The 15,568-nt window shown below is 71.6% G+C and carries 12 protein-coding genes and 2 pseudogenes; 6 read left to right on the top strand and 8 right to left on the bottom strand.

What is annotated here, in order from left to right:
• Positions 1–119: 119 nt before the first annotated feature.
• Both ACGFYN_RS30870 and ACGFYN_RS30865 read right to left on the bottom strand, forming a co-directional pair.
• A pseudogene (locus ACGFYN_RS30870) lies at positions 120–359 on the bottom strand (ROK family transcriptional regulator); the annotation flags it as partial.
• 35 nt (positions 360–394) lie between these two features.
• Positions 395–1,146: pseudogene (locus tag ACGFYN_RS30865) on the bottom strand (formylglycine-generating enzyme family protein).
• Between the two features lie 276 nt (positions 1,147–1,422).
• Here ACGFYN_RS30865 and ACGFYN_RS30860 point away from each other — a divergent pair.
• A complete protein-coding gene (locus ACGFYN_RS30860; protein ID WP_393869186.1) occupies positions 1,423–3,033 on the top strand; it encodes a purple acid phosphatase family protein in 1,611 nt (536 codons plus the stop codon).
• Between the two features lie 4 nt (positions 3,034–3,037).
• Here the strand turns inward: ACGFYN_RS30860 and ACGFYN_RS30855 are convergent, their stop codons facing one another.
• From ACGFYN_RS30855 to ACGFYN_RS30835, 5 genes are all read right to left on the bottom strand, one after another.
• Positions 3,038–3,835: a DUF4097 family beta strand repeat-containing protein gene (locus ACGFYN_RS30855; protein WP_393869185.1), complete on the bottom strand. Its 798-nt coding sequence runs from the start codon at positions 3,833–3,835 to the stop codon at positions 3,038–3,040.
• Between the two features lie 28 nt (positions 3,836–3,863).
• A complete protein-coding gene (locus tag ACGFYN_RS30850; protein ID WP_393869184.1) occupies positions 3,864–4,781 on the bottom strand; it encodes a peptidoglycan-binding protein in 918 nt (305 codons plus the stop codon).
• A gap of 116 nt (positions 4,782–4,897) precedes the next feature.
• Positions 4,898–5,500: a phosphatase PAP2 family protein gene (locus ACGFYN_RS30845; protein ID WP_393869183.1), complete on the bottom strand. Its 603-nt coding sequence runs from the start codon at positions 5,498–5,500 to the stop codon at positions 4,898–4,900.
• Positions 5,493–6,872 carry a diacylglycerol/lipid kinase family protein gene (locus ACGFYN_RS30840; RefSeq protein WP_393869182.1) on the bottom strand — a complete coding sequence of 460 codons (1,380 nt, stop codon included), beginning with the start codon at positions 6,870–6,872 and terminating at the stop codon, positions 5,493–5,495. The genes ACGFYN_RS30845 and ACGFYN_RS30840 overlap by 8 nt, the downstream gene beginning before the upstream one ends.
• Positions 6,873–6,987: 115 nt before the next feature.
• Positions 6,988–7,563 carry a transcriptional regulator gene (locus tag ACGFYN_RS30835; protein WP_393869181.1) on the bottom strand — a complete coding sequence of 192 codons (576 nt, stop codon included), beginning with the start codon at positions 7,561–7,563 and terminating at the stop codon, positions 6,988–6,990.
• 163 nt (positions 7,564–7,726) lie between these two features.
• On the opposite strand from ACGFYN_RS30835, the gene ACGFYN_RS30830 reads away from it, so the two are divergent.
• On the top strand, positions 7,727–8,296 hold the full coding sequence (locus ACGFYN_RS30830; protein WP_393869180.1) for a YrhB domain-containing protein: 570 nt from the start codon (positions 7,727–7,729) through the stop codon (positions 8,294–8,296).
• Positions 8,297–8,356: 60 nt separating this feature from the next.
• Here ACGFYN_RS30830 and ACGFYN_RS30825 read toward each other — a convergent pair whose 3' ends face one another.
• Positions 8,357–9,760: an MFS transporter gene (locus ACGFYN_RS30825; protein WP_393869303.1), complete on the bottom strand. Its 1,404-nt coding sequence runs from the start codon at positions 9,758–9,760 to the stop codon at positions 8,357–8,359.
• A gap of 238 nt (positions 9,761–9,998) precedes the next feature.
• Between ACGFYN_RS30825 and ACGFYN_RS30820 the strand changes: the two genes are divergently transcribed.
• From ACGFYN_RS30820 to ACGFYN_RS30805, 4 genes are all read left to right on the top strand, one after another.
• On the top strand, positions 9,999–11,831 hold the full coding sequence (locus ACGFYN_RS30820; protein WP_393869179.1) for a glycoside hydrolase family 15 protein: 1,833 nt from the start codon (positions 9,999–10,001) through the stop codon (positions 11,829–11,831).
• 152 nt (positions 11,832–11,983) lie between these two features.
• Positions 11,984–14,647, top strand: coding sequence for a LuxR C-terminal-related transcriptional regulator (locus ACGFYN_RS30815; protein ID WP_393869178.1), 2,664 nt, complete (start codon positions 11,984–11,986; stop codon positions 14,645–14,647).
• Between the two features lie 82 nt (positions 14,648–14,729).
• A complete protein-coding gene (locus tag ACGFYN_RS30810; protein WP_393869177.1) occupies positions 14,730–15,248 on the top strand; it encodes a hypothetical protein in 519 nt (172 codons plus the stop codon).
• Positions 15,249–15,357: 109 nt separating this feature from the next.
• Positions 15,358–15,558 (top strand): hypothetical protein, encoded by a 201-nt coding sequence (locus ACGFYN_RS30805; RefSeq protein WP_393869176.1) that lies wholly within the window; start codon positions 15,358–15,360, stop codon positions 15,556–15,558.
• The last annotated feature ends 10 nt before the right edge of the window (positions 15,559–15,568 follow it).

The following is a 15,568-nucleotide window of genomic DNA, read 5'->3' as shown; positions in this document are numbered from 1 at the left end:
GGGCAGCGAAGTCCACGACCGCAGTGTGTTGTTGGGGTGGCAGCGCGGAGTGGTTGTCGACCAGGACGGGCACTCCGAACCGTTTGCGGAGCAGGAGCGGCAGGTCACGGCGGGGTCCGCAGGGTCACCGTCTCGACCGGCCGCCCGCGCCGGCGCTCCCCCGGAGCGGGCGCCGAGGCCACGACCGCGCCGTTGTCGACGCGCGCGCCGACGATGTCGTAGAGCATCGTACGGGACAGCCCGCTGCGCCGGCCCAACTCGGCCCGGCTGAGCGGGCCGTGCTTGCGCAGCAGTCCGAGGACGAGTTCCTCGTGCCCGCGGCGCAGTCGCGCCGGCGGGCCGTCGTGGTGCAGTGCCATGGGGCGCGCAACAGTCGCTGTCCGGATCAGGGGGCTCAGGCGTCCCGGACCGTCCGGAATCCCAGGTTTCCCGTGCTGCTGTCCGGGGTGTTCGAGGTGCGGGCCGCCACGCGGTAGCGGTTGCAGGAGGAGCAGTGGCAGAGGTACGAACCACCGCGCATCACCCGTGACGTGCCTCTGCCGGGGCCCTTCGGGTCCGTGCCCGGACTGCTGCCGTGGTCGGTGCCCCACCAGTCGGCGCACCACTCCCGGGCGTTGCCCGACATGTTGTGCAGGCCGAAGCCGTTGGGCTTGTACGCGTCCACGGGCGCCGTGCCGCGACAGCCGTCCTCCGCTGTGTTCCTGGTGGGGAAGTGCCCCTGCCAGATGCTGCAGCGGTGTTCCCCGCCGGGCGTCAGCTCGTCCCCCCACGGATGCCGCCGCTGGTCGAGCCCCGCTCCGTGCGGCGTACTCCCACTCGGCCTCGGTGGGCAGCCGGGTGCCGGCCCAACGGCAGTACTCCAGCGCGTCGTTCCACGACACCTGGACCACGGGGTGATCGCCGCGGTGGTCCACGCCGCTGCAATCCCGCGAACACGAAGGACCAGGCGAACCGTTCGGCCTCGGTGACGTACCCGGTCCGTTCGACGAAGCGGGCGAAGGTCACCATGCCGTCGGTCGCGCCCGTACGCCCGTCGACGTCGACCGCCTGCCCGCCCGAGTCGGCCCCCGGGCCCCGTGCCGGCGCGCAACAGCCCTTGGGCGCCGCCCGGACTCCGCCGTACGACCCTCCCGCCTCGCACCTGATCCTTCGCAGCCGAGGCTACGACACAGCCAGGCCGAGGCCGACGCGCCGGGTGACCGGTGCGGCCAAGGCGGGCACGGCGGGCGGTCAGGTCCGTGCGCCTCGCGCGCATCGGTCAACGGCTGGGCAGCCGCGGGCAAAGGCAGCGGCAAGGAACAGCCGGATCTTCCGTCTCCCGGCTCCCAAAGGCCAACTGGCAACACGGAGTTCACCTGCATGCCGCCGGGCAGCGCCAGGGTGCCGTCGTTCAGAGCTCGACAGCTCGTCAGGGAGGGCACCATGACCGCACAGTCAGGGACATCGGACGGGTCACAGAAGTCGTCCGAGGGGGTCAGCCGTCGTCACGCGCTGGGCCTCTTCGGCACCGCGGGCGCCGGCGCGGCCGTCACCCCGCTGCTGGGAGCCGGTACGGCGCAGGCCGCCCCGGCGGGGGCCCCGGCGTTCCACCTCACGGCGGACTCGACGGGAGCGCCCCCGGTCCAGGGACTGCACCTGACCTTCGGAGCGGACCCCAGCACCCAGATGACGGTGTCGTGGATCACCGACCGGCCGGTGAGGAGACCTGTCGTGCGCTACGGCACGCTGGAGCACGGCTTCGGCTCCCGCGCCGACGCCCGGACCGTCACGTACGAGGACGGCACCTCCGGCCGGACCGTGTACGTCCACCACGCCTCGCTCAACCGGCTGGCCCCGGGGACCGACTATCTCTATTTCGCCACGCACGAGGGGACGACGCCCGACAGCGGCACGTTCCGCACGGCCCCGCGCGGGCGCAGGCCGTTCACCTTCACCAGCTTCGGCGACCAGTCCGCTCCGCAGGTCACCTGGGCGGCCAACGGCACGGCGGCGCTGGACGCGAACTCCACGCCCGCGACGAAGGACATCGTCACCGGCATCGAGCAGGTCGCCCCGCTGTTCCACCTGCTCAACGGCGACCTGTGCTACGCCAACCTCGACGTCGACCGGGTGCGTACCTGGAACAACTTCTTCACCAACAACACCCGTTCCGCGCGCTTCCGCCCCTGGATGCCGGCGGCCGGCAACCACGAGATCGAGAAGGCCAACGGCCCCATCGGACTCGGCGCCTACCAGACCTACTTCGACCTCCCCTCGACCGAGACGGACGCCGAACTCGCGGGCCTGTGGTACGCCTTCACGGCCGGCTCCGTGCGGGTGATCGTCCTGCAGAACGACGACAACTGCCTCCAGGACGGCGGCGACCTCTACATCAGCGGCTATTCCGGCGGGCGCCAACTCGCCTTCCTGGAGAAGGAACTGAAGGCGGCGCGGGCCTCCCGCGACATCGACTGGGTGGTCGTCGCCATGCATCAGGTCATGATCAGCTCCTCCGACGCCAACGGAGCCGACCTGGGGCTGCGGCAGAAGTACGGCCCGCTGTTCGACAAGTACGGCGTGGACCTGGTGGTCTGCGGCCACGAGCACAACTACGAGCGCTCACTGGCCGTTCGCGGCGTACTCGGCGGGAGCGAGACCCTGACCCCGCGGCCGGTCTCGCAGGGCACCGACGACATCGACACCGGACTGGGCACCGTCCACATGGTCCTCGGCGGTGGTGGTGTCTCCGGGACCACCAACCAGAACTTCTTCAAGGACGGCACCGCCAAGGTGATCACCGCCGTGTCGGCGACCCCCGGCTCCAACGGCAAGCGCACCTCCACCTACACGAAGGAGGAGGCGGTCTGGACGGGTGTCCGCGACACCGAACACCCCTACGGCTTCGCCTCGTTCACCGTCGACCCCGGCCGCCACCCGGGCGACACCACCCGTCTGCACGTGACCTACTACAACGTGAACAAGCCGAACGGCGAGCTGTCGGTGTTCGAGAACTTCACCCTCCACCGCAGGCGCTCGGACGGTCCCGGCAGATGATCGCTCACTCCCGGCGTGCGGCGACGTCTCCGTTGACCGTGGTGAGGGTCATCGCGGGTCCGTGGGAGGCGTCCCGCGTGGGCACGGCCACCGTGGTGCGGCCGTTGACGGTCGTCGCGGTGACCGCGTAGGCGGGGGCGCGGTCCGCCACGGTCACGTCGACCGAGCCGTTGGTGGTCGTCGCGGTGACGTGCGGCGGCGCGTCGGCACACGCGACGACCACGTCCCCGTTCGTGGTGGTCGCGGCCAGCCGGCCTGCCTTGAGGGCCGTCGTGCGCACCGAGCCGTTGCGGGTGGACAGGCGTACTGCGCCGTCGCCGCGACCCGAATCGGTCGCCGACACATCGCCGTTGACGGTCGTGATGTCCAGCGCGGCGGCGATGCCCGCCACGTCGACGCCGGCGTTACGGGCCCGGGCCGTCACATCCATGCCGTCTGGCACCCTGACGGAGGGCATGCGCGGGCATCCGCCGTCCTTCCCCGACCTGTCCGCGCACGTGAGGTCGAGGACCCAGGTGTGGCCGTGGTGGGACCAGTCGGCCTTGACGCCGTCATCCATGGTGACGCGGTGGCCGTCGGTGGGGCGCAGCCGCAGCCCGTTGTCGGTCGTGACGACGAGGCGGCTTCCCGAGGACACGACGGCCGGCCCGCCCGCCGACGCGGACGCCTCGGCTCCCTGTCCGTGGTGATTCCCGCACGCCACGGCTGCGGGGAGCACCGCCAGCACGACGGTCAACGTGAGCATGTGCCTTGCCGGCATCGCCTTCATGCCCGTACGGGTGCCCGGCTCGGCCATCGTCATGACTCCGCTGCGTCATGACTGCCCTGCCTCACGGCTCCTTCGTCTCGCCTTCCAGCGAGACCCGGGTCGCCGCGCCGTAGACGCCCGACGCGTCTTTGAGGATGACGCGGGCGAGCTGGTAGGCGCGGACCGCGTTCTCGACCTGGCGGTCGAAGTCGCCGTCGACGTCCCCGTCGTAGAAGCCGATCTGCCGGAGCCGGAGCTGGAGTTCGGCGACTTCGGGTCCCTTGTCGCCGTAGCGCAGGACGGGAGTCTCACCGCCCGACTCGGTCGCTGCGGACGCGCCCGGCGCCGGGGCGGTGGTGGCGGCCGGGGGCGCGGTCGCGCTCGGGTCGCCGGGGGCGGCCGGGGTGCCGTGCCCGCCGGACGAGGTGGCGCTCGGTGAGGAGGCCGTCGAGCTCACGGACGCGGACGCGGAGGGCGCCGTCGGGGACGGGTCCGCCGACGAAGGGGCATCCTCGGAGGACCGCTGGGCGGGCAGGCCCGCCCGGACACCGCTGGACGCGGAGTCGTCCCGCGCGGGGCTGTCGTACCAGAAGACGCCCCCTACGACTCCCCCGGTCACCAGGACGGCAACGGCGGCTCCACCACCCGCGACCAGCAGTGATCGCGGGCGTCGCCTGCGGGTCGGGGTGTCGAGGGACGGGGAGTGCACGGGGACTTCGAGGGCCGGGCGGCTGTCGGACATCTGCGCCTCGTCCAACGGCTCTGTGCTGTCCGGCTGTTGCGGCTCCTCGGCCGACGTCTCCGCAGGCCCGGAGTCGACGTCGATGGCCACGAACGGCCGTATGCGCACCGGGTCGAAGTCCTCCGCCGCCGCCACCTCGGTCGTACGTGTCTCGCGGCGGGCCTCGGCGGCGCGGCGGGTGCACGAACAGGTCGGGGTTCCGTCCGCTGCCCGGAGTTCGCCGCATTCCGGGCAGCGCGGGCCTGCTAAATCGCTCACACGTTTCCCTCTCCGTACGAGCTCCAGATCTTAGACAGGTTTCGCGCACGAAACCTTCATGATCTGACGGAGAGCGGAATCTGCGCGTCCTGGCAGCACAGCGGGCTGACGGGCCGTTACGGACAGCCGAAGACCGGAGTCCGCAGGCTGCCTTGACTTGCGGCGGCGAGGACGGTCGCCGCCGCGGCGGTGCCGAGTACGGCGCCGGCGATGACGTCGCCGGGATAGTGCACGCCCGTGTGGACGCGTGAGTAGCCGACGGCGCAGGCGAGCAGGCCCAGCGGCACCGTGGCGACCGGGAACGCGGGGCCGACAGCCGCGGCGAAGGCGACGGCCGAGGCCGTGTGGCCCGAGGGGAACGAGGCGGACTCGGGCATGGGCACGTGGCGTCCGGGGAACGGCGAGTCCTCGGCGCGGTGCGGCCGGGGCCGGCGGACGAGGCGTTTGCCGAGCAGGTTGGCGGTGGCCGAGGCGACGCCGATCGCCGCGACGCCGAGGGCGGCGGCACGGCGGGACCGTCCGGGGCGCACGGCCAGCGCCCCGGCGATCAGGAAGGAGATCTTGGAGTGGTCGGCCGCGGCGGACAGCCTGCGCAGCGCGACGTCCAGCGCGGGTGTGCTGGTGACCGTCACGGCCTCGTAGAGCGCCTGGTCGAGGGCGGCGAGGTCACGCATCAGATCTTGCGGTGCCTGGTGTTCCGGCGGGCGGCGGTCAGCCATCGCTCTGCTCCTGGTTCTTCTCGTGCGGACGGGGTGCTCTGCCGAAGGCGAGACGGACGATGCGCCGCCAGTCGACCGACGGGGCGACGTACGGGGCGCCGGGACGGTGCTTGGGCACCCGGACCCGGAGCGCGCCGGGCCGCACGGTGCACACGACCGGCGTGGGCAGCGTGAGTGCCTCGCCGTCCAGGGCCACCGGGATGACCTCCTCGTCGGCCTCGACGACCACGCGGCGGGACGTGAGGGTCGTGATGCCGCTCGCCCTTTCCCCGAGCAGCGCCAGTTCGGCGGCCTGGGCCGGGCCCACGACCCGGACCGAGATCACACCGAGCGTGCCCGTGTCGAGCCGCGGTCTGCGTCCGCCGGTGAGGGGATCGGCCCGCGCGTAAGGGTTGTTGCTGACCAGCACGGCCTGCGGGGAGTCCAGCACCTCGTCGTCGGCGCGGGCCGTCAGGGTGGCGCCGGCCTCGCCCGTCAGCAGGTCGGGCAGCTGGTCGAGGGCCGTGACCGCTTTGGCGTCGCGGTAGTCGGGGCTCTGCACGATGTGCGCGTACGTGCCGAACGAAGCGGTGTTGACGAAGGGCCGGCCCGCCACGTCTCCCAGGTCGACGCGGAGTTCCACGCCGTCCGAGAGGGCGTCCAGGCTCTTCGACGGGTCGTCGCGGTCCAGGCCGAGGTCCATGGCGAAGTGGTTGCGGGTGCCGGCGGACACGACCATGAAGGGCAGCCGGTGCTCGGCCGCCACGGCCGCCACCAGGGCCTGGGTGCCGTCGCCGCCGGCCACGCCGAGCAGGTCGGCGCCCTCGGCGACGGCCTGCCGGGCCAGCGCCACCGGGTCCGGGTTCTTGTCGAGGTCGAGCAGGATCACCCGGGCGCCCAGGGCCTCGGCCCGCTCCACCAACCCGAAGCGGCCGACCTTCCCGCCGCCCGACTTGGGGTTCATGATCACCACGGCGCGGCGGGGTGCCCGGACGCTGCGGTGGTGCATCCCGCGCGGCTTGCGCAGATGGCGCAGCGCGCTCCGCGCGCAGGCCAGCGCGACCGCCCAGCACGCGAGGGCCGCTGCCGCCACCACCCACAGGCCCGAGATCGCGTACAGCACCAGGACGGCCACCGGCGCGGCGATCGCCAGCAGGGCGCCGAGGAGACGGGCGACTCCGCGGTGCGCCAGCGCCCACCAGAGGCCGGCACCGGCCACGGCGAGTCCGGCGAGGCCGAGCAGCAGGATCAGCCACTGGCCGGCTCCGGCCACCACCGAGGCCACGGCTCCGGCGACGCACAGGAGCGCGAGCCGGGCCAGGGCGCGGGCCGACCGCACCGCCGTGCCGGTGGCGTCGGGCTGCGCCTCACTCGTCGTACGGGTTGGGTTCAATGTCGTCGGTCCCCGGTCGCGGCTGGATCGGACAGTTGGTCGCGCGCTCCGCCTGTCCGGAGCGCCGGCCGTGCTGCTCGGCGCTCCGGGCAGGATGTCGCGACCGGCGGGAGTCTCACGCCGCGAATCCGATGTTGGTGACGTACTCGTACTCGCCCCACTGGCTGCCGAGGTCCACCGTGACGTCGTTGACCCAGGCGTCGTCGAGCGCCGCGTCGTCGTCCTCGGCCCAGGCGCGCACGATGCGGTCCCAGTGGCGGACGTTGAGGGTGCGGTACTCGACCACGCGCTGGCGGGGCCGGGGCACCTGGCTCTGGTTGACCGGGTGGAACTCGACGCGGGTGCCGCGGCCTTCGCGGTTGAGGCGGGCGAGCAGATACCGGGCGACGTTGTGGCGGCGCACGGTGCGGTACGCGGTCTCGACACTCTGCAGGTTCTTCCTCGACGGCGTGCGGCGGCCCTCCAGCCATGCCCTGAGGGTGCGGTCGGTGACGGTGAGGCCGGCCTCGCGGGCCGCCTCCCTCGCGTGCTTGGTCCGTGTGAGGTAGTGCAGCCGCGCGAGCAGCCCGCGATGCGTCGTCACCGGGGTGGCGACGAATCCCGCGAGCGCGTCGAGCCGCCGGCCCACGGCCTCATGCCCCTTGATGCCGCGAGCCCCGTACTGCCCGAACTCGAGATTCCTCTCCGGCACCTTCGTCTCCTCGCCCGACGGTGATGGACGGACCTGCACAAGTGTCCAGTTCAACGCAGGCAGATGCTACAGGTGGCGGGCAGGCATCGTGGGCCGGAGCGACGCCGGAAGGCGGTCTCGAAATCCATTCGTCGGCGTCGAGGGCGTAGGAGATGCTGCTCGCGTGATCGAGCGTGACGCCGCGGTGCGCATCGTCGAGGAAGAACTGGACCGCGAGCACCAGAAGTGGGCGGCTGCAGGTGTGGACCGGACGCGCGCCAGGGTCGTACGTGTCGAGGAGCACGAGCTGGTGTGGATCGTCCACTGGCAGTCCGAGGAGTTCGCGCGCACCGGGGACCTCGGCGCCATGCTGGTCGGCACCGGCCCGTATCTGGTCGATCGCGTCGACGGTGGACTGCACGAAATCGGAGGCCTCTCAGCGCGCAGTGGTGAATGGCAGGACGACTATTGCGTTCGTGTCCGTGGGCTCACCGTCCGGACCACGGCGGACGATCTCCACGATGAGATTTGCGAAGTCGCCGCCGTGCACGGCCACTTGGCTGCCGTACGTACACTGCGCCGGCGGCTGCCCGTGTTGGCCCCGACGCATGCGCTCGAGTACGTGAGGGCATTGGTGGAGGGTGAGGCGCCGGCTCACCTCGCGGCGATCGCCGTTGAGCGACTCGTCGAGCCCGTCGACCCCGTGTTCGCCGTTCGGACCATCCGTCAGGGGAAGCCCAGCCGGCCGAACTGAGGCACCAGTACGACTCGATCACGCGCCCGGGAGCAGCAAGAGGTGCACATCTGAGGTCGGTCAAGTGCGTGGTTGCGGTGTCGTCCTGGGTGGGGCCTGTACCGGAGCGGTGACCGGTTCCCGGGGGAGCCGTGTCGCCGCGATCAGGCCGACGAATCCCATCAGGGCCAGGGTGCTCATGGCGGCGGCGTAGGCGCCCTTGGTCAGGCCGGAGACGAGGATGGTGCCGGCGATGGCCGTGCCGAAGGAGGAGCCGAGGTTCGACACGCTGCGGGACAGCCCCGAGATCTCCCCTTGCTGCTCCTCCGGGAAGCTCGACTGCACGACGTTGACCGAGGGGGTCAGCATGACGCCGAGGCCGAGGCCGATCAGGAGCAGTCCGGGGACGAAGGCCCAGGCGGACTTGAACGCGTAGGCCATGACGATCAGGACGACGATCCCGGCGACGCCGGCCACGAAGCCGGACGTGATGAGCAGGCGCTGGGAGCGTCGTTTGGCCATGCGCTCGGCGGCCAGGGACGTGATCAGCAGCCCGAGCGTGGCCGCGGTGAAGATGACCCCGGTCTGGATGGCGTCGTATCCGCGGACGACCTGGAGATAGGTCGCCGCCGTGAAGGACGAGCCCATCAGCATCAGCCACTGGATGTTCTGCGTGACGAGACCGAGGTTGGACGTGCGGTTGCGGAACATGTCGCGCCGCAGCAGCGGATCCCCGCCGGCCGCTTCCTTCGCGCGAATCGAGTGGAAGAACCACGCGAGCACGAGTGCGCCGAGGGCCAGCAGTCCGAGCATGAGCCAGATGTTGTTGTCCGCGGCCAGGATGCCCATGACGACCAGGACGAGACCGACGGCGGACAGAACCGCCCCGAAGACGTCGAAGGAGGCGCCCGGATCGCGCGGCAGCGGATCGCTCATGCGCCGGCTGAGAAAGACGATCACCGCGATGACCAGGGCCTGGAACACGAACGCCGCGCGCCAGCTGATGGCCGAGGTGATCAGGCCGCCGATCAGCGGTCCCGCCGCTGCGCCGACACCGCCGAGCGCCATGATGACGCCGAACGCACGGGCGCGCGACGTCACTTCGGTGTACAGGAGTGTCGCGAGGATGTACACGGGCGGGATGAGCAGGGCCGTGCCGACGCCTTCCAGGATGGAGTTGCCGAGTATCAGCACTCCAAGTCCCGGAGCGGCAGCGCTCAGCAGGGCGCCCACGGCGTAGACGACGAGGCCGGCCAGGAAGCAGCGCTTGCGGCCGTAGCGTTCGGTCAGTTTGCCGCCGGGGATCATCAGTGCCGCCATCACCAGCAGGAACACGGTGATCGCCACCTGCACGCCCTGGACGGTGGTGTCCAGGTCCTTGCTGATGTCGTTGATCATCACGTTCATGTTGGAGCCGGCGAAGCTGCAGATGAACTGGGCGAGGGCCAAGGCGGCCAGCACACGCCTCTTGGCCGCCGTCTGCATCGGCTCGGTTGTCTCAGCCACTGATGTCGCCCCCTGGAGCGCCCTCCGACTCGACAAGTCCTGGCAGGGATCGGTCATCGCCTGCCCTCACCAAGGGTTCGGCAGCGCCCTTGGCACTGCCTCACCCACCGGGGGTGAAGCCTTCACCGCCGGGCGTTGCGAGGTTGGGCACACGTGGACGGCGCGGTGTCGTGGCGCGAAGGTGCCCCGGAGCGCGCAGCGGGAAGGAGAGCTGCTCATGCGACGCTATGCCCCGATCGAGGATCACGGGTTGGTGGGAGACCTGCAGACCGCGGCACTGGTCTCGTCCGAGGGCACGGTCGACTGGCTGTGTACGCCCAGGTTCGACTCGCCCAGTGTGTTCGCCTCGATCCTCGATCACGAGCACGGCGGGTACTTCAGCGTCACGGCCGACAGCCGTCGGCCTCCGGTCCAGCTGTATCTCCAGGACACAGCCGTGCTGGTGACCCGCTTCCTCGCCGACGAGGGGGTCGGCGAAGTGATCGACTTCATGCCGGTGGAGCGTCCCGAGCGCGCTTCGGACACGCACCGCCTGGTCCGGATCTTCCGGGTGGCACGGGGACGGGTGCGCTTCTCGCTCGAGTGCCGCCCCCGCTTCGACTACGGCCGTTGCGCGCACCGCCTCGAGACGCGCGAGGACACCGTCCGCTTCGAGGGCAACGGGTTCCAGGCCGCGCTGCAGAGCGTCGGACCGGTGCGGTGGACCAGGGACGGCGACGACATGCTCGGTGAAGTCACCATCGGGCAGGATGAGTTGGCCGCCGTCGTGCTGACGGTGGGGAGCACGCAGGACCTGCAGCTCGCTCCGGTCGGGCAGCCGGAGATCAGGGCACTGTTCGAGCGGACCCGGGACTTCTGGCACGGCTGGATGCGCCGCAGCACCTACCACGGCCGCTGGCAGGACATGGTGAACCGGTCCGCCATCACCCTGAAGCTGCTCACCTACGCGCCCACCGGAGCACCCGTCGCGGCGGCCACCATGGGGCTGCCCGAGCAGATCGGCGGCGGACGCAACTGGGACTACCGCTACACCTGGGTCCGCGACGGTTCGCTGTCGGTCAGCGCCCTGCTGGGCCTCGGCTACGTGGACGAGGCCGTCGCCTTCCGCCACTGGCTGGGCGACCGGCTGCGGGCGGGCCGCACCGTCAACGGCGAACCCCTGCAGATCATGTACCGGGTGGACGGCGATCCGGAGCTGACGGAGGAGGTTCTGGACCACTTCGAGGGTTACCGCCGGTCGGCGCCGGTACGGGTGGGCAACGGCGCGGCCGGACAGCTCCAGCTCGACATCTACGGAGAGGCGTCGCTCGCGCTGGCCCAGTCCGTGGACGGCGTCGACGACGTGCCGCCGTACGACGGCTGGCAGGCCCTGGCGGGCGTGCTGGACTGGCTGGTGAAGGAGTGGGACCGGCCCGACGAGGGGATCTGGGAGACCCGCGGCGGCCAGAAGGACTTCACCTACAGCCGGCTGATGTGCTGGGCCGCCTTCGACCGGGGTGTCCGGATGGCCCAGCGCTACGCCCGGCCCGGCGACGTCGCGCAGTGGAACACCGCCCGGGACGACATTCTCCAGCAGGTGATGGAGCGGGGCTGGAACAGCAAGCGCCAGGCCTTCGTCCAGCAGTACGAGGACACCACCCTGGACGCCTCCCTGCTGCTCATGCCCGGGGTCGGGTTCATCTCCGCGACTGATCCGCGCTGGCTGTCCACCCTGGACGCGATGGAGCAGGAGCTCGTCTCGGACAGCCTCGTCCACCGCTACGACCCGGCGGCCTCCCCCGACGGCCTGCGCGGCAGCGAGGGCACGTTCTCCCTGTGCAGCTTCCTGTACGTCGACGCGCTCGCGCGCTCGGGGAAGCTCGGACCGGCCCGGTACGCCTTCGACAAAATGTTGACGTACGCGAACCATGCCGGTCTCTTCGCCGAGGAGATCGGCCCGACCGGAGAGCAGCTCGGCAACTTCCCGCAGGCCTTCACGCACCTCGCGCTGATCACCGCCGCCCTCTCCCTCGACCACCACATGGACCGGGCGGGCCGGGTCGGCGCCTAGGGCAGGTGGGCCCATCGGCCCCTTGACAAGGGCCGTTCGGCCTGTCGATGGGACCTTCGGACCACGCATGCCAGGCGCGTTCGCGAGAAGAATGCGACTCTGAGCGAAGGGGAGCGCCGCCCATGGCCTGACCCACAGTGGTGGTGAGCACCGTGACTGATCACGAGGGGCATCCGGTATCGGCCGAGCACCGTGTCGATCCGCTCGGGGATCCGTATCTGCGAACGCGTTTCGCACTGCCGACGAGACCCGCGACGTTCCTGTCCCGGCCGCGCCTGACGAAGCACCTGGGCAAGGCTCTGCGGACCCCGCTGACGATGGTCAACGGCGCGGCCGGCGCCGGGAAGACCCTGCTGGTCGCCGAATGGGCCGCGGAACTGACGCAGCCGCTGGCCTGGCTCACCGTCGAGACGGACGAGGAGCGGCCCGGGATGTTCTGGGCGTACTTCCTCCACGCCCTGAGCGCGTCCGGCAACCCGCTGTCCGAGCAGGTCGGTTGGCCGGCCGACGCGAACCATGTGAACCGCAGGGTGCTCTCGGCGATCGCGGAGGAGCTGGACGGTCGCAGTCCGGCCGTGACCGTCGTGCTCGACGAGTTCGACCGCGTCACCGTGCCGGAGGTCGCCGAACAGCTGGACTTCGTCCTGCAGCACGCCGGGCGGGGGCTGCATCTGGTGCTCGTCACCCGTACCGAGCCGATGCTGTCGCTGCACCGGTACCGGGCCTCCGGCCTCCTCACCGAGATCCGCGGCGCCGAGCTGGCCTTCACGCCCGAGGAGGCCGCCGCGCTGCTGGAGCGGCACGGGCTGCGGCTGCCCGTGGACACCGCGCGCGCCCTCGTGGACCGCACCCGTGGCTGGGCCGCCGGTCTGCGGCTGTGCGCCCTGGCCGCCCAGGAGAGCCCGGACCCGGAGACGTACCTCAAGGAGTTCGAGGCGGGCCGGAGCACAGTCGCCGACTTCCTGCTGGCCGAGGTGCTCAAGCGGCAGACCCCGCAGACCCAGGACCTGCTGCTGCGCGTCAGCGTGCTGGACCGCTTCTGCCCCGACCTGGTGAACGCGCTGACCGGCCGGACGGACGCCGCACGCATCCTGGGCGAGCTGTACCGGGAGAACGCGTTCGTCGAGCAGCTCGGACACTCCTGGTACCGCCTGCACCCGCTGTTCGGGGAGATACTCCGGGCCCATCTGCGGTGGCGCTGCCCCAGCCTGGAACCCGAGTTGCACCGGCGGGCCGCGCGGTGGCTGCGGCAGGCGGGCTCGCTCCCGGAGACGCTCAGCCATGGCGCCGCGGCGGGCGACTGGGACTTCGCCGCCGGTGCCCTCGTCGACGACCTGGCGATCGGGCAGTTCTTCACCGGCCTGCGCTCCGACGACCTGACCGAGCTGTTCTCCCGGATGGGACCCGAGACCACCAGCGCCGCGACCGACCTCGTAAGGGCGGCGTGCGACCTCTCCCAGAGCGACCTCGATCGCGGGATGGCCCATCTGCAGCAGGCCGAGTCGCGGCTGGCCACGGACGTGGTCCATCCGGCGGCCGCGCAGCTGAGCTGTGCGCTGCTGGAGGCGCTGGCCGCCCGTCTGACCGGCTCCCCCGCGCGCGCCGAACGGGCCGCCGAGACGGCCGGCGAGGCGCAGCCGGAGGTGAGCGCACACCTCCTGGACAAACACCCGGAACTCCCCGCCCTGTTGCTGACCCATCTGGGCTCCACGCAGGTGTGGGCAGGACGGTTCGAGGACGCGCGCGCCACCCTGACCAAGGTGACCGGCTCACCCGGCAGGGCCGCCACCGTGCTCGCCCGCGAGGAGTCGATGGGCCACCTCGCGCTGATCGACTACCTCAACGGCTGGACGGGCCAGGCGGAGCACAAGGCCCTGGAGGCGGTGTCCGAGACGGAACGGTTCAGCCTCTCCGGGCCGTCCGGTTCCGGGATCGGGCGGACCGTGCTGGCCGCCGTGGCGGTCGACCGCAACGAACTGGCGCGGGCGCAGGCTCTCCTCGACGAGGCGGCCGAGCTCCCGACCACCCTTCAGGACCCGGTGATGGCCGCCGTACGGGCCATCGTGACGGCCCGGCTCGAGCTGGCCCGGGGCAATCCACGGGCCGCGGTCGAGGCGGCCGACCCGGACCTCAGCGCCGCGGAGGCCTCCCCGTGGGCGGACAGCCACGAGACGCTCGTGACATCGGCCGCCCACCTGGCCGAGGGCCGGTCCGAGACCGCCGCCGAGGTACTGGGCGGCCTGAGCGACGACCAGCCCGCCTGCGCCGTGGAGGCCGCCCGGATCCAGCTCACCGCCGGCCACGCGGATGTGGCGATCGACCTCCTCGACGGCGTGCCCGCCGCGGAGCCCGGACCGGCGGTGACCGTCCGGGCTACGCTGGTCCGGGCCCAGGCCGCGTTCGCCGCCGGGGACACCCCGTCCGCCCGCAGACTGGTCGCGCAGGCCCTCCTCGACGCGCGGCACGACCTGCTGCGGCGCCCCTTCCTGGACGCCGGGCGCTGGATCCGGCCGCTGCTGATCACGTCGCCGCTGAACCAGCTCGCGTCAGGATGGCTCGCGCCCGCCTCGTCGGAGTTCGGTGCGCCGGACTGGCTCGCGACACCTCCGTGGCCGATCGTCGTGGAGGAGCTGAGCGCCCGCGAGCGCGACGTCCTTGAGCGCCTGGCGCAGATGATGTCGACGCAGGAGATCGCCGCGGACCTGTTCGTGTCGGTGAACACGGTGAAGACGCACCTGAAGAGCCTGTACCGGAAGCTCGGGGTGAACCGTCGCAGTGACGCCGTGCACCGTGCGCGGGACATGCGGCTGCTCTGATCGCGGCGGCTTCGCCCGCGACGGGTGAGCCGCCGGTCCGCCGCCTCCGGTGCGATGGGAGTGGCTGACCGCGAGGAGCCCGATGTCCAGAACCGACCCGACCACCGCCCGTACCCGTGCGGCCGAGCGACGGGCCCACGCGGACTACACCGGGGGCGTCTACGGTTCCATGCTGGCCGCCTCGGTGGTGATCGGCGCCGGCGCCCTGGGGTCGTTCCCGCGGCTGCAACTGGTGCTGCTGTTGCTGCTCACCGGATTGGTGTTCTGGATCGGGCACGTGCACGCCCAGCTCTTCGGGGCGCGGCTGGCGCAGCAGCCCCTGGACCGCCACACGGTGCTCCGCGTGTGCCGCGACGAGTGGCCCATCGTCAAGGCCGCTGTGCCGCCGGCCGTCGCGGTGGCGATCAGCCCGCTGCTGGCTCTCGACGTGCAGGGAACCGTCTGGCTGGCGCTCTCCGTCGCGGTGGCGGGGCAGGTGGGGTGGTCCGTCGCCGCGGCCCGGCGTGCCGGCGCCTCCTGGCGCCTCATGACGGCCACCGCCCTGATCAACCTGCTCCTGGGGCTGCTGATCCTCTCCTTCAAGATCATCCTGACGCACTGACTCGGGTCACACGTGCGGGGTGAGGCCAGGTGGGCCGCCCGGGCGGACGATCGCAGAGCGGGGAGCAGACCACTTCCCCGAGCCCCCGGCCCCCGTGGGAGCAGAGCTCATGCGCTACGAGATCCGAGTCGACGGACATATGTCGGAGACGCTGGCCAAGGCCTTCCCGGAGCTCGACCACGTGCTGATGTCCGGCCAGACGGTGCTGTTCGGGCCCGTCGTCGACGAGGCCCACCTGTACGGACTGCTGACGCGCTTCCAGTCGCTGGGCCTGCACGTCCTGGAGATGAGGCAGCTTCCGGAGACGTGAGGCGAGCGTG

It is taken from the genome of Streptomyces sp. NPDC048419 (genome assembly GCF_043200415.1).
Taxonomy (GTDB): Bacteria; Actinomycetota; Actinomycetes; order Streptomycetales; family Streptomycetaceae; genus Streptomyces.
Note: the sequence above shows the minus strand (reverse complement) of the source record. Positions and strands in the feature narration are given on the sequence as shown.

Excerpts from the sequence above, each read along its gene's own strand:
- ACGFYN_RS30860 (WP_393869186.1), top strand. The coding sequence starts at position 1,423 with ATGACCGCACAGTCAGGGACATCGGACGGGTCACAGAAGTCGTCCGAG.
- ACGFYN_RS30855 (WP_393869185.1), bottom strand. The coding sequence starts at position 3,835 with ATGACGATGGCCGAGCCGGGCACCCGTACGGGCATGAAGGCGATGCCG.
- ACGFYN_RS30845 (WP_393869183.1), bottom strand. The coding sequence starts at position 5,500 with ATGGCTGACCGCCGCCCGCCGGAACACCAGGCACCGCAAGATCTGATG.
- ACGFYN_RS30825 (WP_393869303.1), bottom strand. The coding sequence starts at position 9,760 with ATGCAGACGGCGGCCAAGAGGCGTGTGCTGGCCGCCTTGGCCCTCGCC.
- ACGFYN_RS30820 (WP_393869179.1), top strand. The coding sequence starts at position 9,999 with ATGCGACGCTATGCCCCGATCGAGGATCACGGGTTGGTGGGAGACCTG.
- ACGFYN_RS30810 (WP_393869177.1), top strand. The coding sequence starts at position 14,730 with ATGTCCAGAACCGACCCGACCACCGCCCGTACCCGTGCGGCCGAGCGA.
- ACGFYN_RS30805 (WP_393869176.1), top strand. The coding sequence starts at position 15,358 with ATGCGCTACGAGATCCGAGTCGACGGACATATGTCGGAGACGCTGGCC.